This window comes from Kitasatospora sp. NPDC101108 (assembly GCF_055584725.1).
Map to the genome: position 1 here is coordinate 21119 of NZ_JBVJLM010000030.1, position 20610 is coordinate 41728.

General features: G+C 74.3%; 16 protein-coding genes and 1 tRNA gene. 7 read left to right on the top strand and 10 right to left on the bottom strand.

All coding sequences use genetic code 11. From position 1 onward, the window contains the following. Window positions 1-13: 13 nt before the first annotated feature. On the bottom strand, window positions 14-1198 hold the full coding sequence (locus tag ACZ6Z8_RS35680; protein WP_465614156.1) for a hypothetical protein: 1185 nt from the start codon (window positions 1196-1198) through the stop codon (window positions 14-16). A gap of 141 nt (window positions 1199-1339) precedes the next feature. On the opposite strand from ACZ6Z8_RS35680, the gene ACZ6Z8_RS35685 reads away from it, so the two are divergent. Further along, window positions 1340-2404 (top strand): EamA family transporter, encoded by a 1065-nt coding sequence (locus ACZ6Z8_RS35685; protein ID WP_465614157.1) that lies wholly within the window; start codon window positions 1340-1342, stop codon window positions 2402-2404. Window positions 2405-2486: 82 nt separating this feature from the next. Here the strand turns inward: ACZ6Z8_RS35685 and ACZ6Z8_RS35690 are convergent, their stop codons facing one another. The 6 genes from ACZ6Z8_RS35690 to ACZ6Z8_RS35715 form a co-directional block, all read right to left on the bottom strand. Further along, complete coding sequence (locus ACZ6Z8_RS35690) at window positions 2487-3263, bottom strand: pyridoxine/pyridoxamine 5'-phosphate oxidase (RefSeq protein WP_465614158.1); 777 nt, start codon at window positions 3261-3263, stop codon at window positions 2487-2489. A 359-nt stretch (window positions 3264-3622) separates the two neighbouring features. Beyond that, window positions 3623-3823, bottom strand: a complete 201-nt coding sequence (locus ACZ6Z8_RS35695; RefSeq protein WP_465614159.1) for a hypothetical protein — start codon at window positions 3821-3823, stop codon at window positions 3623-3625. A gap of 438 nt (window positions 3824-4261) precedes the next feature. Continuing rightward, window positions 4262-5626: an FAD-binding oxidoreductase gene (locus tag ACZ6Z8_RS35700; protein ID WP_465614160.1), complete on the bottom strand. Its 1365-nt coding sequence runs from the start codon at window positions 5624-5626 to the stop codon at window positions 4262-4264. Window positions 5627-5789: 163 nt separating this feature from the next. Next, window positions 5790-6617: a MerR family transcriptional regulator gene (locus ACZ6Z8_RS35705; protein WP_465614161.1), complete on the bottom strand. Its 828-nt coding sequence runs from the start codon at window positions 6615-6617 to the stop codon at window positions 5790-5792. 126 nt (window positions 6618-6743) lie between these two features. Then, window positions 6744-6831, bottom strand: a tRNA-Ser gene (locus ACZ6Z8_RS35710). A 63-nt stretch (window positions 6832-6894) separates the two neighbouring features. Beyond that, a complete protein-coding gene (locus tag ACZ6Z8_RS35715) occupies window positions 6895-8862 on the bottom strand; it encodes a S1C family serine protease (protein ID WP_465614162.1) in 1968 nt (655 codons plus the stop codon). A gap of 348 nt (window positions 8863-9210) precedes the next feature. On the opposite strand from ACZ6Z8_RS35715, the gene ACZ6Z8_RS35720 reads away from it, so the two are divergent. The 4 genes from ACZ6Z8_RS35720 to ACZ6Z8_RS35735 all read left to right on the top strand — a co-directional run bounded on the left by ACZ6Z8_RS35720 (window position 9211) and on the right by ACZ6Z8_RS35735 (window position 13605). After that, window positions 9211-10629, top strand: a complete 1419-nt coding sequence (locus tag ACZ6Z8_RS35720; protein WP_465614163.1) for a purine-cytosine permease family protein — start codon at window positions 9211-9213, stop codon at window positions 10627-10629. A gap of 132 nt (window positions 10630-10761) precedes the next feature. Next, on the top strand, window positions 10762-11586 hold the full coding sequence (locus ACZ6Z8_RS35725; protein ID WP_465614164.1) for a glycerophosphodiester phosphodiesterase: 825 nt from the start codon (window positions 10762-10764) through the stop codon (window positions 11584-11586). A 312-nt stretch (window positions 11587-11898) separates the two neighbouring features. Then, the gene (locus ACZ6Z8_RS35730) at window positions 11899-12483 is read left to right on the top strand and encodes an ATP-binding protein (protein ID WP_465614165.1); all 585 of its coding nucleotides are present in this window, start codon (window positions 11899-11901) and stop codon (window positions 12481-12483) included. Between the two features lie 138 nt (window positions 12484-12621). Continuing rightward, the gene (locus tag ACZ6Z8_RS35735; protein ID WP_465614166.1) at window positions 12622-13605 is read left to right on the top strand and encodes a DUF5926 family protein; all 984 of its coding nucleotides are present in this window, start codon (window positions 12622-12624) and stop codon (window positions 13603-13605) included. Between the two features lie 218 nt (window positions 13606-13823). On the opposite strand, the gene ACZ6Z8_RS35740 is transcribed toward ACZ6Z8_RS35735, so the two are convergent. Then, window positions 13824-14468 (bottom strand): bifunctional DNA primase/polymerase, encoded by a 645-nt coding sequence (locus ACZ6Z8_RS35740; RefSeq protein ID WP_465614167.1) that lies wholly within the window; start codon window positions 14466-14468, stop codon window positions 13824-13826. A gap of 622 nt (window positions 14469-15090) precedes the next feature. Here ACZ6Z8_RS35740 and ACZ6Z8_RS35745 point away from each other — a divergent pair. After that, a complete protein-coding gene (locus ACZ6Z8_RS35745) occupies window positions 15091-16530 on the top strand; it encodes a PP2C family protein-serine/threonine phosphatase (RefSeq protein ID WP_465614168.1) in 1440 nt (479 codons plus the stop codon). A 137-nt stretch (window positions 16531-16667) separates the two neighbouring features. Next, a complete protein-coding gene (locus ACZ6Z8_RS35750) occupies window positions 16668-18167 on the top strand; it encodes an aminopeptidase P family protein (protein ID WP_465614169.1) in 1500 nt (499 codons plus the stop codon). 117 nt (window positions 18168-18284) lie between these two features. Here the strand turns inward: ACZ6Z8_RS35750 and ACZ6Z8_RS35755 are convergent, their stop codons facing one another. Further along, entirely contained in the window at window positions 18285-19700 is a 1416-nt protein-coding gene (locus ACZ6Z8_RS35755) for a hypothetical protein (RefSeq protein ID WP_465614170.1), read from the bottom strand. After that, window positions 19697-20311, bottom strand: a complete 615-nt coding sequence (locus tag ACZ6Z8_RS35760) for an RNA polymerase sigma factor (protein ID WP_465614171.1) — start codon at window positions 20309-20311, stop codon at window positions 19697-19699. Before ACZ6Z8_RS35760 ends, ACZ6Z8_RS35755 begins: the two co-directional genes overlap by 4 nt. Window positions 20312-20610 lie beyond the last annotated feature (299 nt).

Below are 20610 nucleotides of genomic sequence, written 5' to 3' on the forward strand. Positions count from 1 at the left end.
GTCGCCGGGCGGCTCAGCGGTGGTCGGGGCGGCAGAGGCGCAGCGAGTTGGCCGGGTCCGGGACGAAGGCCGGGTCGAGCGTCCAGCCCTGCTCGGCGGCGATGCACAGGGCCCGGTGGGCGCCGGCGCCGCGGTAGGTGGCGCGGTGCAGCTGGATGCGGCGCAGGAAGGTGCCGTCCGGGGCGACCAGCCGGCCGTAGCTGTCGGCGGTGCGGCCGAGTTCACGGGTGGCCTCGCGCTTGAGGATGCGGCGGACGTGGCGGTCCCAGCCGGCCCGGCTGCCGGTGAACTCCGCCCGGAAGGCGCGCGGGCCGACCGTCCAGCGGGCGCCCCAGCGCTCCCAGTAGTCGGGCTCGGTGCGGTCCACCCAGAAGGTGAGCAGGCCGTACACCGGGACGTAGACGATCTGGAGCAGGAAGATCACGGGCAGCAGCGGCGCGGAGCGGCCCGGCTGCGGGCCCCACGGGGTGCCGGGGGCGGCCGGCGGGTCCTGCGGGGAGGGGGCGCTCAGCGTGGCCGGGGCGGGGATCCGGCGGACCAGCCGGACCCGCTCGGCGTCCGTGCCGGTCGGCGCCCCCTGCCAGCCGAACCGCTCGGCGACCCGGGCCACGCCCTGGGCGCCGAGGCCCCGGTAGAGACGCGCGGCGAGTTCGACCGACACCTCGCGGCTGAGGTCGAGCTGCAGCCGGCCGCCGCCGGCCGCGTGATTCGCCTCGGCGGCGGCGATGCGGCGCCTGAGCACCGGGGTGACGTAACGCTCCCAGTCCTCGGGGCGGCCGGTGAGCTCGGCCCGCAGGCGGCGCGGCGGGACGAAGCTGCGGTTGACCCGCAGCCAGCCGTCCGAACTGGGCCCCTCGCCACCGTAGTTGGAGAAGATTGCGGCCGCGAGGAGGATCGCGAAGACGGCCACCAGGGCGAGGATCCAGAGCGGGGCGTAGATCCACTGCAGGAGGAACTGGAGCAGCACGACCAGGCGGTTGCGGCGCGGCAGCGGGCCGGGGAGAACGGCGCGGGGCTGGGGTTGGGGCTGGGGCTGGTGCGGCGGGACCGGCTGGGCGTACGGATGGGGGCCGTACGGATACGGGCCGTACGGGCTCGGGCCGTACGGGCTCGGGCCGTACGGGCTCGGGCCGTACGGTCCCTGCTGCGGGGTGCCGCCGTACCCGGCCGCGCCCGGGTGTTCCTGGCCGTTCGACATGCCGCCCCCTCCGTGCTCGGTGAGCGGCCACCCTATCGACGGGCCGCGCGAGGCCACCCTTTCGGGCCTACCCGTCCGCATGCGTCCCGATATTCGTAACGAGCTTGCCCGTACATCACTCCTTACGGCAAACTCCTCAGCATGCCCACCTCCCATACCAGCGAAACCGCTGTCCCCACCTCGGCTGCCGCGGTCGCCGAGGCCCTTGCCATGCCGCCCGCCCCCAAGGGCGAGCCTGCCGGCGAGCGGGGCAGCTGGCGACGAGGTGGGGAGCCCGGCTCCGCGGCGCCCCCCGGGGTGCGAACCGGCCGGTCCACCGGCCGGTTCGGCAAGGCCCTGCGGCGCCCGGAGCGGATCCCGGCGCCGCTTCTGTGTCTGGTCGCGATGTTCCTGGTGCAGACCGGCATCGCCCTGTCCAAGCCGCTGTTCGGCCCGCTCGGGGTCAGCGGGACCACCTTCCTGCGACTCGCCTTCGCCGCGGCCATCCTGATCGCCGTCACCCGGCCCAGACTGCGCGACAAGCGCCCGCGCGACCTCGCCGCGGCCGCCCTGCTCGGCGTCGCCTCGGCCGGGATGACGTACCTGTTCGCCGGGGCGATCGACCGGCTGCCGATGGGCACCGCCGCGACCATCGAGTTCCTCGGCCCGCTCGCGGTCGCCCTGGTCTTCGCCCGGCGCGCCGGCCACCTGCTCTGGGCGCTGCTCGCCGCGGCCGGCGTCGTCCTGCTGACCCTGCTCGGCGAGGGTGACGGCGGCGGCTCGCTCGACCCGGTCGGCCTGCTCTACGCCTTCGGTGCGGCCGCCTGCTACGCGGTGTACATCCTGTTCACCGACAAGGTCGGCGCCACCTTCCAGGGCTTCCAGGGCCTGGCGGTGTCGATGACGGTCGGGGCGCTGGCCCTCGCACCGTTCGGGTTCGGCGAGGCCTGGGACGGGCTGACCTCCCCCGGCGCCTCGCCGCTGGTGCTGCTCGCCTCGGTGGCCGGGGTGGCGGTGCTGCTGCCGGTGCTCCCGTACGCGCTGGAGATGACGGCGCTGCGCCGGATGCCGCAGCGGGTGTTCAGCGTGCTGGTCAGCCTGGAGCCGGCGGTCAGCGCGCTGGTCGGGCTGGTGGTGCTCGGCCAGCTGCTGGGCGCGGCACAGCTGGCCGGGATCGGCTGCGTGGTCGCGTCCAGCGTGGGGGCCACGCTGACCGGGCGGCGCTGACGGCGCTGCTGCCGGCCGACAGCGCGCCCGGCGCTCAGGATGCTCAGGACGCTCAGCGCGCTTGGGGCACAGCTCGGGGCACTTACGGCCAGAGCAAGGTGCGGGACCACTCCGGGGCGCGGACCGGGCCGGTGCGGGTGTAGCGCAGCCGGACGTGCCGGCGCTGGGCGTCGCCCTGCCAGAACTCCACCTCGTGCGCCCACAGGGTGTAGACCGCATGGCCGGGCGCGACGGCGTCCGGGGTGGCCGCCAGCCTGCGGCGGGCCACCGCCACCGCCGCGTCGTACTCCTCCAGCGCGCCCAACGGCTCGCTCTGCCGGCCGACCAGCGCGCCGATCCGGGCGGCGGGCGAGCGGGTGGCGAACTCGGCGGCGGCGACCAGGTCGGCGGCCCGCTCGACACTGCCGCGGACCCGCACCTGGCGGCCCAACTGCGGCCAGTAGACGGTCAGTGCGGCGGCCGGGTGGTGGGCGAGCTGGCGGCCCTTGGGGCTGTCGGCGGCGGCGGAGAAGTTCCAGCCGGTGCCGGCCGCGTCCACGTCGCGCAGCACCAGCACCCGGGCGTCCGGCATGCCGTCGGCGTCGACCGTGGAGAGGGTGAAGGCCTGCGGGTCCAGCACCCCGGCGTCCAGCGCGGTGGCGAGCCAGTCCACGAACAGCGGGCCGGGCTCGGCGGGGGCGGCCTCGGGGTCGAAGGAGGGCAGCGGGCGGGCCATCGGCGGGCGGCCGAGCAGCAGTTCGGGGACCGACCTGGGCTCGGGCCGGCGCTCCTCCAGCGGTGCCGGGCACGCGTCGGTCTGCGACTCCGGTGCGGGCCTGGCCCCGCCCTGGCCGGTCAGGCCCTCGTCCTCCGCCGCCATCGCGCACCTTCCTTCCGGTTGCCGCGGTCGCCGCCCCGGCCGGGCCGTCCGTTCCGGGCCCGGGCGCGTGGAGCGCTGTCGGAGCGCAACCGTACCGCCGTGGGCCGACGGCTCCGGGCTCGGGCCCTCGGTGGGCGGATCCCGGCCGCTCGCACGGGTGGTGCGCCCCGCAGGCTTCCGCGGACCGGCGCCGGACACGCTCGTGGGCGGTGCCGATGGCGGCACCGCCCACGAGGCCGGTTTCGCGGCGACCCTTTCCGCCGGCCGGTCGAAGCCTTCGTCCGATCTCCCTCCACGGGTGCTCAGCTCACCCGCGGCCGTCCACCTCCGGCGCCCCCGCCGGCGGTGGTGCCGGGAGGTCAGCCGAAGGCGGGGGAGAAGAAGAGGACGTTGACGTTCTTGTTCCCCTGGCCGGCCAGGATGTTGCCGGCGTTGGAACCGGCCGCGGCGCCCGCGCCGCTGTCGGCCGCGGCGATCCCGGCACCCGCCAGCAGCAGACCCGCCGCCGGCGGGGCGGCGAACAGGAACCCGGACACCCTTCGGGTGTCGATACGAGCCATGTGAGCCTCCAAGAAGCTGTTGATCGTGCATTGGTCGTGCCTGGAGTGCGGGGGTTCGCCGGCCGGACGAACACCTGCGGGCTGCGACGCCGGAAGACAGCCTTCCGCAACAAATCGACAAAGCACTAGTCGACAGAGCGGTTTTCGCCCGTTTGCGTGATATCCACCGAGGCCGCGAATAGTGGGCACCGAACCGGACAGCGCGCCGACACACCGCCGATGACCTGGGAATACGCCCGGAGGACGGCCGTTCGGCGGCCGCCGGAACGGGCCTCTTCGACGTCACGCGAACCACCGGGCGCACCACCCCGGCGCGGACCGCCATGGAACACGCCCCCGAAAAGTTCGGCCACCCTTCCATGTCGACTTTTTTCGGCCATCCGCAGACCATCGGACAGTCGCACCGAAAAGGCGGGCGGAATCAGCCGGCTCCGAAAATCAGACCATCTTGCCCGGATTGAGGATTCCCAGCGGGTCGAAGACCGCCTTCAGCTGCCGCTGCAGGTCGAGCGCGACCGGCCCCAGCTCGCGGGCCAGCCAGTCCCGCTTGAGCAGCCCGACCCCGTGCTCCCCGGTGATCGTGCCGCCCAGCTCCAGCCCGAGCGCCATGATCTCCTCGAAGGAGCGCTGGGCGCGGACCGCCTGCTCCGGGTCCGCGCCGTCGAAGATCACGATCGGGTGGGTGTTGCCGTCCCCGGCGTGGCTGACCACCCCGATGGTCAGCGCGTGCCGCTCCCCGATCACCGCGACGCCGTTGAGCATCTCGGCCAGCCGGGAGCGCGGCACCGCCACGTCGTCGATCATCGTGGTCCCCAGCCGGTCCAGTGCGGGCAGCGCCAGCCGCCGGGCCGCCAGCAGCAGGTCCGACTCCGCCTGGTCCTCGGCCGGCACCACCTCGGTCGCCCCCGCCTCGCGGCACAGCTCCGCGACCCGCGCCAACCCGGCCTCCCGGTCCGGCCCGTCGAAGGCCACCAGCAGCAGCGCCCGGGTCGACTCCGGCAACCCCATCTGCCCCAGCTCGTTGACCGCCCGGACGGAGACCGCGTCCATCAGCTCCATCAGCGACGGGGTCAGCCCGGCCGCCATCACCGCGCACACCGCCGCACCGGCCGTGTCCGCGCTCGGGAACTCCGCGGCCAGCGCCAGCTGCGGGGCGGGTGCCGGCCGCAGCGACAGCACCGCCCGCACCACCACCCCGAGCGTCCCCTCCGAACCGACCAGCAGCCGGGTCAGGTCGTACCCGGCCACCCCTTTGGCCGTCCGACGCCCGGTCGACAGCAGCCGCCCGTCCGCCAGCACCACGTCCAGCCCGAGCACGTACTCGCTGGTGACGCCGTACTTCACGCAGCACAGGCCACCCGCGCCGGTGCCGATGTTGCCGCCGATCGTGCAGGACTCCCAGCTGGACGGGTCCGGTGGGTAGCAGAGTCCGAACTCCTCCACCGCGCGCGACAGTTCGGCGTTCACCACGCCCGGTTCGACGACCGCGACGCGGTTCACCGGGTCGATCTCCAGGATCCGGTTCAGCTTCACCAGCGACAGCACGATGCAGCCGTCGACGGCGTTCGCCGCCCCGGACAGCCCCGTCCGGGCCCCCTGCGGCACCACCGGCACCCGCAGCTCGGTGGCGGTGCGCAGCACGTGCTGCACCTGCTCGACCGTCTCCGGGAACACCACCACGGCGGGCGCGCCGGCGACGCAGAAGCCCGCCATGTCATGGCTGTAGGCGGCGGTCACGTCCGGATCCACCACCACCGCCCCCGCCGGGAGACCCTGCGCCAGTCGGTCCGTCAGGTCACTCATCGCCGCCTCCACTCACCGCCGCGCCGCCTCCCCCTCCGCACTCTGCCCGGAGGCCCGGAGGCGGGCAAGTGGGCCTCCGGGCGGCGGCGGGCGCCACGAGGCACGGGTGGGGCGGCGGCGGGCGCCACGGGTGGGGCGGCGGCGGGTGGGGCCGCGCGGCCTGCTACCGGCGGGCCAGCGGTTCCTGGAGTTCGACGATCCAGTCGGACACCTCGTCCGGGGTCTCCAGGTAGCGCTCGCGGGCGTAGCCGGCCGAGCGGTAGCCGTTCTCCTCGATGAAGCGGGCGAGCGCCTGGAAGCTGCCCATCGCCTCGTCCATCGAGCCGTGGTGGACGACGGTCGCCGCCTCCTCGATCGGCGGCAGGTCGACCACCTCGAAGTCGTCCCGGCCGGCCGGCACCGACGGGGCGATCTGGACGGCGGCCCTGACGAGCACCGAGCCGTCACCCTCCGGCGCGTCCTCGTAGCGGGCGACGGACGGGCCGACCTCCTCGATCCCGGCCTCGGCGACCCGGCGGCACAGCTCCGCGAACAGCGGGCCGATCACCGGCGTGATGTCCTCCGGCTGGTAACTCGCCGCCACGCCGGTCAGTTGGGCCACCCGGACGGACGGCACGGGCTTCACCACGACATCGTGCTCGGACATGTTCCCCTCGCTCTCGATCGTCCGGAGCCTCGCCTCCACCCGGGCCAGCCGCTGCTCGTCCGCGGCGATCGCCTCGGCGAGCTGGGCCCGCCGCAGCCGCAGCATCCCGCGCAGTTCGGCGGCGTCCAGCCGTTCGTCCAGGACGGCCCGCACCTGCTGCAACGTGAAGCCGAGCTCCTTGAGCGCGATCACCCGGTTCAGCCGGGCGAGTTGGCCCGCCTCGTAGGAGCGGTATCCGGTGACCGGGTCGACCCGGGCGGGCCGGAGCAGTCCGATCGCGTCGTAGTGGCGCAGCATCCGCACCGACACCCGGCCGTGGCTGGCGAAGTCTCCGATGTTCAACATGGTGCTCCCACTCCACCGCCTCCCACGGTGTCAGGGTCAACCCCGGCCGCCGCGCCCGGAAAAGCACCGAGGGCGGGTGCCGACTCGATGTCGGCACCCGCCCTGAGCAGGTGGTTCTCCTACCGGCGGAGAGCGTGGGATTCGAACCCACGGTGACGGGTCACGCCACGACAGTTTTCAAGACTGTTCCCTTAGGCCGCTCGGGCAGCTCTCCAGGCGGAGGTCAGCCTAACGGGTCCGGCGGGTTTCGGTGCACACGATTCCGCGCGCCCGGGGGCTACTGGTCACCGTCCCGCTGGCCGAGCGTGACCTTGGTGGTCATGGTCTGGCCGTTGCGGGTGTACTCGACGTCCACGGTCTCGCCGGGCTTGTGCGTCCAGATCCGGCTGACCAGGGCGGGGCCGTTCTCGATCGGGGCGCCGCCGAGCTTGGTGATGACGTCGCCCGGCTTGAGGCCGGCCTTGTCGGCCGCGCCGCCGGGGGTGACGGCCGGCTGGCCCTGGACGTCGCGGGTCTGGATCTGGGCGCCGTCGCCCTTGTAGTCGTCGTTGCGCAGCACGTCGAGCTTGGCGTAGACCGGCTTGCCGGTCTTGATCAGGGTGTCCGCGACCCACTTGGCCTGGTTGATCGGGATGGCGAAGCCCAGGCCGATGCTGCCGGCCCGGCCGTTGGCGGAGGCGTTGGACTGGATCGCCGAGTTGATGCCGATCACCGCGCCGCTGGAGTCGAGCAGCGGGCCGCCGGAGTTGCCGGGGTTGATCGAGGCGTCGGTCTGCAGGGCGTTCATGTACGAGGCCTGCGAGCCGGTCTCGTCGCCGGAGGCGACCGGGCGGTCCTTGGCGCTGACGATGCCGCTGGTGACGGTGGACTCCAGGCCGTACGGCGCGCCGATCGCGATCGTGGCGTCGCCGACGTTGACCTTGTCGGAGTCGGCCAGTGCCAGCGGGGCCAGCTTGGCCTTCGGCGGGTTGTCGATCTTGACCACGGCGACGTCGTAGCCCTCGGCGTGGCCCAGCACCGAGGCGCTGTAGGAGGTGCCGTCGGCGAACTTGACGGTCAGTTTGCCGCCGCTGAGGGTCGGCGCGACCACGTGGTTGTTGGTGAGGATGTGGCCCTCGGTGTCGAAGACGAAGCCGGTGCCGGTGCCGGACTCCTGGGAGCCCTGCGCCTTGATGGTGACGACGCTGGGCAGCGCCTTCTGCGCGATGCTCGCGATGGAGCCGGGGGCGGGCTCGTTCTTCTGGGTGTTGCTGGCCTGGACGGTGGTGCTGCGGTGGTCGTCGGCCGAGTTGCTGCTGTTGTTGCGGTCGGTGGCGACCACGCCGATCGCACCGCCCGCGACACCGGCGACCAGCGCTACGGCGGCGAGCAGGGCCACCAGGCCGCCGCGCTTCTTGCGCGGGCCGCCGGGGCCGCCGGGGCCGGTCGGGCCGCCGGGGTAGTCGGCCGGGTAGCCGAGCGGGCCGTTCGGACCGCCGGGGTGGCCGGCACCGCCGGAGGCGGCGTCGTGGGCGCCCCAGCCGCCGAGCGGCTGACCGGCACCGAAGGGGTGGTGGGCGTGCGGGGCGGGCCCGCCGGCGGCCGGGGTGCCGTACGGCTCCTGGGCGTTGGCGGCCGGAACGCCGTACGGGTCCTGGGCACCGGCGGCGGGCACGCCGTGGGTCGGGGTCGCGTACGGGTTGGTGCCCGGCGGCACGGCGGGCGCGGCCGGAGCGGCGGCCTGCGCGGCCACCGCCGGGGCGGCCGGGGCGGCCACCGCCGGGGCGGGCGCGACGGGCGGCGCGGGCGGCAGGACCGGCGGCGGGGCGTCGATGTAGCCGGTGACCGGGTCGACGGCCGGCTCCTCGACGGCCGGCGCTGCCGGGGCCTCCGGCGCGGGGACCTTGGTGAAGGCGACGGTGGGCTTGTGGCCGCCCTCGGCCGGAGCCTCGTCCGCCACCGGTGCCTCGGCCACCGGCTCGGCGGCCGGCGCCGGGACCCGGCTGAACGCCATGGTCGGCTTGTGACCGCTGTCGGCGGCCGCCGGAGCGCCGTCGGCCGGAGCACCGTCAGCCGCCTGTGCCTCGGCCACCGCCGGTGCCTCGGCCACCGGCTCGGCCGCCGGCGCCGGGACCCGGCTGAACGCCATGGTCGGCTTGTGACCGCCCTGAGCGGTGCTGTCGGAAGCGGCGCCTGCCGCCTCCTGGGCCCCGGCGGGCTGCTCCCCCTGCGGCCCGGTGGGCCCAACCTCGCGCTCGGTGCTCACGGACGACCTCCATAGCTGACAGAACCAAGGACCATAGTTTTTCGCACCGTCGATTCGATTGCCGTAAGGACCCCTCTGAAGAACTCATAAGAATCCTTAGCCGCCGCCGACGGCCGGGGCTCCCCACCCCCGCCGGCATCCCGCGATGCGGACCGCGCACCCCGCGGCCTTTGGCGTTCGCACCCGTGCCGGTTAGCCTGTCGCTCCAAACTGACACGCGGGAGCTTGGACCCACCAGGCTGAGAGTGCGCATGTCGACGGTACGCCAGGCGAGCGACAGGCCGACCGTCGAGGGGGCGCTGACCGCCGGAACCTGTCCGGGTAATGCCGGCGTAGGGAGTATCGGCCATGCCGCCTGCTTCGTCATCCTCTTCTTCGGGCGCGCCCGAGCCCAAGGATTTCTCCGCCTTCCCCCCCGTCCCCGCCGCGGCCACCGCACTGCTCGACCACCGGGTCGAGGCGCCGCTGGTGCTGGACACCGAGCCGCCGCGCACCCTGCGTTTCCGGGACCACTTCGCGCTCTGGATGAACCTGGGCGTCAGCCTGATCGGCTTCTCGACCGCGGCGACGGTGCTCGGCGAGAAGGGCAGCGAGCTGTCGCTGGCCGCCGCGGTGACCGCGATCGTGGCCGGTACGGCCGTCGGCACCGCGATGCTCGGTGTGGCCGCGCTGATCGGCGCCCGCACCGGCGCCCCCGCGATGGCCAACCTGCGCGGGCTGTTCGGCACCCGGCTGTCCTACCTGCCGACCGTGCTGAACATCGTCCAGTGCATCGGCTGGGGCGTGTTCGAGCTGCTGACCATCGCGGCGGGGGCGCAGACCGTCGCCCACACCACCGGCTACCGCTGGCTGTTCGTGCTGCTCGCGGGCGCGCTGACCACCGCCCTGACGATCTGGCCGCTGGGCTCGATCGCGGTGCTGCGCCGCTTCGTGGCCGGGGCGGTCGCGGTCGCGATGGTGTACTTCACCGTCCAGCTGGGCCGGCAGGGCGTGCCGGACCCGGGCGCGGGCAACTGGCACGGCTTCCTCGGCGCCACCGACGCGATGATCGCGGTGTCGATCTCCTTCGTGCCGATGGCCGCCGACTACACCCGGCACTCGCGCACCCCGCGCTCGTCCTTCTGGGGCAGCTTCTCCGGCTACACCGTCGCCCAGGTCTGGTGCTACGTGCTCGGCCTGATGGCGCTGCTGCAGTCCGACGGCGACCCGAGCCGGATCTTCGACTCCTTCCTCGGTGTCTGGGCCGGCTGGCTGTTCCTGCTGGTGCTGGTGCTGCGCGAGACCGACCAGTCCTTCGCCAACGTGTACTCGACCGCGATGTCGCTGCAGAACCTGCTGCCGCGGGTGGACCGCCGGGTGCTGAGCGGCGGGATCGGCGTGCTGACCACCGTGCTGGCGCTGCGGATCGACCGGTTCACCGACACCTACAGCAACTTCCTCGGCCTGATCGGCTCGGTGTTCGTGCCGCTGCTGGCGGTGCTGGCGGTGGACTACTTCTTCGGCGCCGGCCGGCACGGCTGGGACCTCTCGGAGCGGGCGCCGTCCCGCTGGCTGATGCTGCTGCCGTGGGTGCTGGGCTTCGTCGTCTACCAGTTCATCGCGCCGACCGCGGTGGCCGGCTGGTGGGTGGACTTCTGGACCTCCGCCCAGGAGGCGCTGCACTTCACCCCGCAGGAGTGGACCTCCGCCTCGCTGTTCGCCTTCCTGGTCCCGGCGCTGGCCACCTGGGCGCTCACCCCGCTGACCCGCCGCACCTCCCGGGCCTGAGACGGCGCCCGACCGCGGCGGTGCGCCCCGGCGGACCGCCGCGCACCCCTGCGGACCGCGGAGGCGGAGCCGGCCCCCCAGGTTGGGGCCGACTTCGCCTCCGCGACACCTGCGCCCCCTATCGTGGGGCCCGTGACCAGCCCAGACCTGCCCCCGGCGGCGGCGCGCACCGCGCACTCCGTCCAGGTGATCGCCCACCGCGGTTCCTCCCACGCGCTGCCCGAGCACACCCTCGCGGCCTACCGGCGCGCGCTCGACGAGGGCGCGGACGCCGTCGAGTGCGACGTCCGGCTGACGGCCGACGGCCACCTGGTCTGCGTCCACGACCGCCGGATCAGCCGGGTCTCCAACGGCCGCGGCACCGTCTCCGCGATGACCCTCGCCGAGCTGGAGGCGTACGACTTCGCTGCCTGGAAGACCGGGAGGCCCAGCACCGACCCCGAGCTGCGCGGCGTGCTGCGGCTGGAGCGGCTGCTGGAGCTGGTGGTGGACTGCGGCCGCCCGGTGGACCTGGCGATCGAGACCAAGCACCCGGTGCGGTTCCGCGGCCGGGTCGAGGCCGAGCTGCTGCGGATGCTGGAGCGGTACAAGATCGGCGCGACCAGGGAGGCCGACCGCCCGTCCGCCCGGATCATGAGCTTCTCCTCGATCGCGCTGGACCGGGTGGCCGCCACCGCGCCCGAGTACGGGCGGGTGTTCCTGATCGAACGGATGCTGCCGCTGCTCGGCCGGCTGCGCCCGGGCCGTCCGCTGCCGGGCGGGGCGCGGATCGCCGGTCCGGGCATCGAGCTGATCAAGGCCAGGCCGCAGCTGGTGCCCCGGCTGCGCGAGCTCGGCCACGAGGTGCACGTGTGGACGGTGGACGACCCGGCCGACGTCGAGCTCTGCCTGGAACTCGGCGTCTCCGCGATCATCACCAACCGGCCCGCGGAGGTGCTGGCCCAGCTCGGACGGTGAGCCGCGTGGTGAGCCGCGCGGCGAACGGAGCGGTGATCCCCGGCGGTGAACGGGGACGGTGAACGGGGGCGGTGATCCCGGGAACCGCCGCCGTACCGGTGGGACCCGATCGCTCTGGTCGGCAGTCAAACCTTCCGCGCACGGTATTGCCGGAATTCCTGCGCGCGGGCGACGGAGGGTGAGCACGGAATGACCTCTCGCCCACCCTGGGTCGCGCCGCTCGAAATGGACCCGCGGGATCCCCCGTTGGTCGTTTCCGACGCATTACCAAGGGGCATCCATCCCTCGGCATACGCTGAAGGAGGTCCGGGGGTGGCGTTGATGGTGGCGCGTGAAGTGCCTACTTCATCGACCATGGCAGTGCCGCACGGCCCAGCGAGTGTCGGGGTCGCACGGCGCCGACTGCGTCGAGATCTGGGTGACCGGCAGATACCGCAACCGGTCATCGATGATGCTGTACTGATCCTTTCCGAACTGTTGAGCAACGCCTGCCGGTACGCCCGTCCGCTCGGCCCGCTGCGGGCCCTGGGCCGAGGGGCCCGGGCCGAGGTGGTGGACCAGCTGCTGGTCGGCGTCCCCTCCGGGACGCATCCGGCGCCCGGCGGCCGGGAGCGCGAGGAAGTCCCCGCCGAGACCGACGGCGGGGTGCTGGTCCGCTGGCAGATGCACGCCGACGGCGTGCTCACCCTGGAGGTCACCGACGGCGGCGCGGCCACCCGGCCGTCACCCGCCAGTCCCTCGCTGACCTCGCGCGGCGGCCGCGGTCTGGGCATCGTCGACCAACTGGCCAGCGACTGGGGCGTCCGCGACGCGCCCGGCGAGGTGACGGTCTGGGCGGCGCTGCCCGCCCGCGCCCGGCACGCCCGGCGCACCGGGGGCGACGCCCGCAGCGCGTAGGGCCGGTCCGGTGGGATCCGCCGGAGGGCGCGGCCCTCCGGCCGTGCGCGACGCCCGCCCCGGCGCGTGCCCGCGCGCCGGGGGAACCTCAGTAGGCTTCCCGGTGAAAAGGACCACCGTCCCCGGGAGAGCCGCACCATGGGCAAGAAGGCCGCCAAGAAGGCGCCGCAGCGCCAGTCCACCACCGCCGTCACGGGCGACGTCCCCGTGGTGGGGGCCCGCGAGGACTGCCCCTGCGGTTCGGGCCGCCGCTACAAGGCCTGCCACGGCCGGGAGGCCTCGCACGCGGTGCAGGAGCTGGTGCACCGCCCGTTCGAGGGCCTGCCGGGCGAGGCCGACTGGGTGGCGCTGCGCGAGCTGGTGCCCGCCGCCACGGTGCCGCTGACGCTGGCCCCCGGCGTGGCCGCGACCGCCGGGGGTGACGTCCCGTCGGTGACCCTGGCGACCGTGCTGCCGCTGGCCTGGCCGGCCCTGCGCCGCGCGGACGGCTCGATCCTGCTGGGCCTGCAGACCCAGTCCTCCTCCGGTGACCTCAGCCGCGATCTCGCGGACGCCCTGGAGCTGGCCCTGGCCACCGAGCCGGGCAGCCCCGTCCCGGCCCGCCGGACCGTCCCCGGCGGCCGCCGCCTGCAGGACCTGCTGGACACCACCGCCGCCTTCATGCCGACCGTGCACACCGGCTTCGAGTTCTGGCTGGAGGACGCCGAGACCGCCACCGGCGAGGTCGCCGCCTCGCTGGAGCGCGCCAACGCCTCGGCCATCCCGACCGAGAAGCTCGGCAGCGTCGACGCCGCCTACTGGTGCGGCACCCCGGACAAGAACCACCTGCGCTGGGTGATGACCGTGCCCGAGGAGCAGCTGCTGGACGCGCTGGCCCGGCTGAACGCGGCCGGCGAGGCCTCGCTCGGTCCGGACACCCGCCTGGTCGGCTCCTTCCGCGCGCACGGCCTGACCGTCCCGGTGTGGGACCTCCCGCTCGCCATGACCGCCGCCGACTGCGAGAAGCCCGCCGCCGAGTTCGGCGAGCGGCTCGCCGCCGTCCTCGCCGACGCCACTCCGCTGACCGCCGACGAGCGCCGCGCCCGCGCGAACCTGGTGAACCGTCAGGTCACCTTGAACTAAAGGGCGCAGGATCCGGGTGATACGCGTCACATTGTCGCCCCGAAGCCGCAATTTCCGGCCCTGGAGGGCGTCTTGGAAATTGGCGCGGGCGCGGATCCTTGTTACTGTCTAAAGAGTCCGGCCGCTGGTGCATCCCCCGTCGCCAGCGGCCGGATCTTTTGTTTTTCCGGAACGCCCCGTACCACCGGGCCCGGAGTCCGGTACGGCCCGGCGGTCCGTCAGTACGCCGAGTGGCCACTGTCCAGCCGGACCGTCGCCTCCACCAACTCGCCCAGCAGCGGCCCGACCTGCGGCAGGTCGACCCCGCCGCCCACGGCCGGGCGCGGCGCCAGCACCCAGCGCACCCTCCCGGCCCCGCCGCCGGGCGGCAGCGGCAGGAAACCACCCGGTCCGTGGTAGCGCAACGATCCCGGCACCCAAGGGAGTTGGGCGAGCATCTCGCCCAACGCGTCGAGTGAGTACGGAGCCACCAGCAGCGCGTAGCGGCCCGGCATCGCGAGCACCGGGCCGAGCGGCAGCCGCAGCGCCCCCAGGTAGACCAGCGCCCGGGCCCCGGCCGCCGCGGGCAGGCTGACCGCCGACACCGCGGCGCCGGTCGCGGCCAGCACCGGCGCGTCCGGGCTCTGCCGCTCCCACCACCAGCGCACCATCCGGGCGTCCGTGGTGGCGGCCAGCAGCGAGGGGTCGTGCGGGTGGGCGCCGGGCGCCGGACAGTCCGGGTCGCCGCAGGAGCAGCGGCCGCCGCACAGCACGGTGCCCGGCACCACCGGCCAGCGGTGTTCGACGGCGGCCGTCAGGGCCGCGGCCAGCCGGGCGGACGACTCCTGCGACCGGCTCTCCGGGCTCTTCGGGTTCTCACGCATGGCGCTCGTTCCTTTCCCTGACCGCTCGGTTCGCTCCGCCCCCACCGACGTCCGTCGGAACCCGCCGCGCGGGCCGGCGGCGGCACGGCCCCGGGAAGGCGCGGAGCGGGGGCGGGCGGCACGGCGGACGGCGCGGCTACGACGTGGAGCACGGTGTGGAGCACGACATGAGAAGGGCCGCGCACTGGAACAGCCCTTGGAACGAGAATCCCGTACGCGACCGGATGGACGCCGCCCGGGCGCGCTTGGTTCCACCGTACGAGTGAGAGACTTCCGGCCGACCCGGGAGCGCGGGCGGCACGGACATACGATCCGGACGGCCGCCCGGTCCGTCCCCACCGTTCTGCCCGCTCCCGGCTCGCTCCATGCCTGCGGGCACGACCGGCGCGCGCGCGAACCGTGCACGCCGTCCGACCGGGTCGAGCAGATGACGAACCGGCCACCGCGTCGGCCCGGATCTGGACATGCCCCGAATGGCCTGTGTAGAAGTGGTGGCATTGCTGTCGATCAATGACGAGAAGTAGCGAATCGAGGCGAAACACGCCCTTTGGCCGTGCTCGCTCCACATTGGCCGTATCGGGGGGTCCCGCATGGCACGTACCACCGCGTCAGGAGTGGCGGCATGACCAACTCCCACCCGCCGGCGTCCCACCCGTCGCCGACGACCGCCGAACCGGGCGGACCCGGCTGCGCAGGCGGCCTCACCGTCCTCGACCCGCCCGATCTGCCCGGCCCCGCCGACGACGTGGACGAGGGCCCCGCGGCACCGTCCGCCACCCTGCAGGACCGTTTGGCCGGACGCCTGTCCGATATCACCAGCCTGCACGAGCACACCGAGCGCCTGGCCCGCGCCCGCGGCCTCCACGCCACCCTGGACGCCGTCCTCGCCTCCGGCGCCGCCCTGCTCGGCGCCGGCCGCGGCGTCCTGGTCACCCTGATGCCCGGCGGCGGCCCCGGCCAGCCCGTCGGCCTCGGCCTCGACCGGGCCAGCCTCGGCGCCCTGGAGACCGTCCCGACCGAGCAGAGCCTGCTGACCCGGCTGCTGAGCGAGCACGACCGGCCCGAGGAAGTGCACTCCCCCGACCTCGCCGAGGATCCCGCCGTCGGCGGCCGGCTGCGCGAACTCGCCGTCCACCTCGGCCTCGGCGGCGCCGTCGGCCTGCCACTCGCCACCGTCGAGGACGGCCCGCTCGCCGCCGCCGTCTGGTTCTACGACCGGCCCGCCGAGCCCACCCGGTGCCGACGTGAACTGGCCCGCCGCTACTGCGAGATCGCCGCGCCGCTGCTCGCCAAGCAGCTGGAGTCCGAGCGCATCCGGCGCACCACCGAGGCACTGCGCCGCGGCCTGCTGCCGGACCACCTCCCCCAGGCCGCCGGACTGCGACTGGCCGCCCGGATCGTCCCGGCCGGCCTGGACCGCTCCAGCGGCAGCGACTGGTACGACGCCATCCCGCTGCCGGACGGCACCGTCGGCCTCACCGTCGGCTCGGTCTCCGGCGACGGCCCCGGTGCCGGACCCGGCTCCGCCGCCGGCGCTGCCGCCGCGATGGGCCGGGTCCGGGCCGCGCTGCGGGCGTACGCGGTGCTGGAGGGCGAGGACCCGGTCTCCGTCCTCGGCGACCTGGAACTGCTGCTCAAGACCACCGAGCCCAGCCGCACCGCCACCGCGGTCTACGCCTGGATCGAACCCGAGGAGCGCCGGATCACCCTGGCCGGGGCCGGGCACTGCCCGCCGGTCCTGGTCGGCCGGCACGGCGCCGAGTTCGTGGAGACCTCGCTCTCCGCACCCCTCGGCATGCTGGCCTGCTGGGAGGCCCCCGGGGTGGAGTTCATCGCCGAGCGCGGCGACACCCTGCTGCTCTACACCGAGGGCCTGGCCCGCCGCTGCGGCCCGACCCTGCACGCCGGACAGGCCAACCTGCGCCGGGCCGCCGCCGACGCCCCGCGCGACGTGCGGATCGACCCGGACCGGCTCTGCGCCCACCTGCTGGCCGTCTGCCCGGACCCGGACGCCGCCCCGGTCACCGACGACCTGATGCTGCTGGCCGCACGCTTCGAGTAGGCATTCGAGCAGGCGCGCGAACCCCGGATCGGTGAGCGGCCGGGCGTCCGTACCATGGACGCACGGCCGCCCGCGCGTGTCGCGACCCGACACCTCCCCCCGAGGGCGGCGGTACCACCCCCAAGGAGGCGTTGCACGTGACCGAGGACCGGACCCCCGCGGTGGCCGAGAACCCCGAGGCCGAGGGCGGCGAGGAGCCGCCGCAGTTCAAGGGCCGCAAGAACGGCCTCTACGGCGAGATCTCGGACGAGCTGTCCGCCTCGATGAAGTCCGGCTGGGCCGACACCGAGCTGCACGGCCTCGCCCCGATCGCCCAGGCCGGGTACGCGGCCGAGCGCCGCGCCAAGCTGTCCGCCGCCCACCCCGGCGTGCGCCTGGTCGTCCCGGCGGGCAACCTGCGGGTGCGTTCCAACGACACCGACTACAACTTCCGCGCCGCCAGCGAGTACGTGCACCTCACCGGGGACCAGACCGAGGACGCGGTGCTGGTCGGCGAGCCGACCGGCGAGGCCTGCCACGAGTTCACGCTCTACCTGCTGCCCCGCTCCGACCGCGAGAACGGCGAGTTCTGGCTCGACGGCTACGGCGAGTTGTGGGTCGGCCGCCGGCACAGCCTGAGCGAGCAGGAGCAGCTGCTCGGCCTGCCGGCCCGCGACGTCCGCAAGGCCGCCGAGGAGCTGGCCGAGCGCGCCAAGGACTCCGCCGTGCCGACCCGGATCGTCCGCGGCTACGACGCCGGCCTGGAGGCCGCGCTCGCCGAGGTGCTGGACGCCGACAAGGACGCCGAGTTCAAGGAGTTCCTGAGCGGCCTGCGCCTGGTCAAGGACGAGTGGGAGATCGGCGAGCTGCGCGCCGCCTGCGACGCCACCGTCAAGGGCTTCACCGACGTGGTCCGCGAGCTCGGCCAGGCCGTCGCCACCTCGGAGCGCTGGATCGAGGGCACCTTCTGGCGCCGCGCCCGGGTCGAGGGCAACGACGTCGGCTACGGCACCATCGCCGCCGCCGGCCCGCACGCCACCACCCTGCACTGGGTCCGCAACGACGGCGACGTGCGCCCCGGCGAGCTGCTGCTGCTGGACGCGGGCGTGGAGACCCACACCCTCTACACCGCCGACGTCACCCGTACCCTGCCGATCAACGGCTCCTTCACCGAGCTGCAGCGCAGGATCTACGACGCGGTGTACGACGCCCAGGAGGCCGGCATCGCCGCGGTCAAGCCGGGTGCCCGCTTCCGCGACTTCCACGAGGCCTCGCAGCGCGTCCTCGCCGAGCGGCTGCTCGCCTGGGGCCTGCTGGACGCCTCGGCGTACGACGTCGAGAAGGTCCTGGAGCTCGGCCTGCAGCGCCGCTGGACCCTCCACGGCACCGGCCACATGCTCGGCCTGGACGTCCACGACTGCGCCCACTCCCGTCGCGAGGAGCACGTCGACGCCCTGCTGGTGCCCGGCATGGTGCTGACCGTCGAGCCCGGCCTGTACTTCCAGCAGGACGACCTGACCGTGCCGGAGGAGTACCGCGGCATCGGCGTCCGGATCGAGGACGACATCCTGGTCACCGCGGACGGCAACGAGAACCTCTCGGCGGGGCTGCCGCGCCGCTCCGAGGACGTCGAGGCGTGGATGGCCTCGCTCGCCTGAGACCGCCGGACCGACCGCCGGACCGAGCGCCGGCCGAGCGCCGGCCGAGCGCCGGCCGAGCGCCGGCCGAAGGCTGCAGGGCCCGGCTCCCCATGACGGGGGCCGGGCCCCGGCGCGCTACCAGACGAGCTTGACCGTGATGTCCTGGCGGGCGACCACGGTGAGGTCGCCGCCGTGGTACGGGAGCACGGCCTGCGCCCGCAACGGCATGTCGCCGGGCCCGCTCCTGGGCCCCATCGTCAGCCGGTAGGTCAGCTTCCTGCTCTGCCCCGGGGCCAGCGAGAACAGCTCCGAGTCCCGCGCCGTCGCGTAGGACGTGTCGCCGGCCGGGCCCATCGGCTTCGGGATCCAGCCGCTGTCGGTCTGCAGCTCCAGCTTCCCGTCGTTGGGCAGCTGCTGCCCGGGCACGGTCGGCGTGCCCGCGTAGCGGTCCGTGAAGACCAGGGGCTCCAGCTGGCCGGAGGCGCTCTGGCCGTCGTTCCGGAACGTCACCGAGAAGGTGACGACCGCGCTCCCCACCCGCAGCTGCTGGCCGGAGGGGAGGCCGTCGATGCTGACCGCGACGCCGTTCGGCGCGGGCGCCGCCGTGGTCTGCGGATCCTGGTTGCGGCCGCTCACGTCGAGGCTGTTGACGATCGACTGCAGCCCGGCCTGGTAGTCGTCCTTGAGGCCGGCCGCCGAGACGAACACCTGGTCCTTGGGCAGGGCCCAGATCTGCGCGGTGAAGGACGACTGGCCACAGGTGACCTGCCACTGCGACTTGAGCGCGGGACGGCCGGACACGGTGGGCGTGCTCTTCGTCGGGCCCGTACTGCTGACGGACTCCCCCGCGGCGGGCGGATGGGGATCGCCCCAGACCGGACAGTCGGGCTGGCGGCTCCAGCCGCTCTGCGCGTCGAGGTCGGCGGTCGACGGCCAGCTCGTCGACTCGGTGTCGAAGACCGCCAGGTCCACCCCGTACGGCTGGCAGTTCTGCGCGGAGGCGCCCTGCGGGGCCCCCGGGCTCAGCACGCACAGGTGGGGGTCCGCCGGGTCGCCGGGCGCGACCCGCCAGCCGGCCGGCACCTTCAGCTTGACGCCGTGGAAGGTGTACGGCGTGGCCGGACCGGTCGGGGCGCCGGTGGCCGACCGGCTCGACGTCGGGGTGACGTCGGCCAGCGGGCGGTCGGTCTGCGCGTCACCGGTCGGCGTGACGCCGGCGCTGTTGCTCGGGGTCGGGGTGGGGGTCGGACCGGGCGAGGCGGAGAGGCCGGCGGCCGGGGGCGGGGGGTCGTCCTGCTTGGCGACCGGACTGCCGTGCAGGGTGACCACGCCGATCGCCGCGGCGGCGGCGAGGCCGAGCAGCGGCACGGTGAGCGCGTACACCGGCCGCAGCCGCCGCACCCTGGTCCTCGGGGGCGCGGCCGGACGCAGGTCGTGGGCGGTGATCAGGGACGTCCGGGCGTTCATCGCCTCGCGGAGCAGCCGTTCCATCGGGGTCCCGGCCGATCCGTCGTCGTCACCGCCGCCCGGGCGGAAGAGCTTGTCGGTCATCGAACCTTCTCCAGGTGCTTTTCCAAGGCGTCCAGGGCGCGACTGGCGGTGGACTTCACGGCACCCCGGGACAGGCCCAGGGTCTCGGCTATCTGCGCCTCCGACATGTCGGACCAGTAGCGCAGCACCAGCACCTCGCGCTGGCGGGGGGTCAACTCCTGCAGGGCGACGAGCACCCGGCGGTGCTCGTCGTTGAGGACCGCGTGGTCCTCGGCGGAGGGAGCGTCGGCCTCGTGCGGGGGCACGTACTCCCGCGCGGTCCTACGACGGCGGAGCATCGAACGGGCGCCGTTGACCACCGAGGTCCGCAGGTACCCGATCGCGTTGTCGAGGTCGTCCAGGTGCTCGCCGTGGCGCTCGTAGAGCTGGGTGAAGGCCTCCTGCACGACGTCCTCGGCCAGGTCCTGGTGGTCGACCAGCAGGACGGCCATCCGGACCAGGCCCAGCCGGTGGGCGTGGTACAGGTCGGTCAGGGTGGGCCGGTCCTCCGCCGGCTTGCGGCCGCCGCGCAGCAGCCGGAAGCCGGAGCGGCGCTGGGCCGCCTGCTGGTCGGTGGTGACCGGGTGGTCCGGCGCACCGGCCTCCTGCGCGCCGAACAGGGCGACGAGCACTCCGCGGACTCCGCGGACTCCGCGGACTGCACGGGTTCCGCGCACTCCGCGCACTCCGCGGACGGAGATGCCGCGGCCCCACCGTGGCGCGGCGAACGGCTCGATGGCCATGGACATGTACGGTTCCGCTTTCCCCCGGGACGGTGGCGGCCGGCTCGCCGTCACCGTCAGGCACTGATCAAGGTCCTGATCGCGGAGATCCTCGCAGCCGCCTCCGGCCCGGTTCCCTCCGCCCCCGTACTGATGGACGTGTGGGACGGGCGGAGGTTGCAGGGGGATTCGAAGGAACCTCCGGGGTG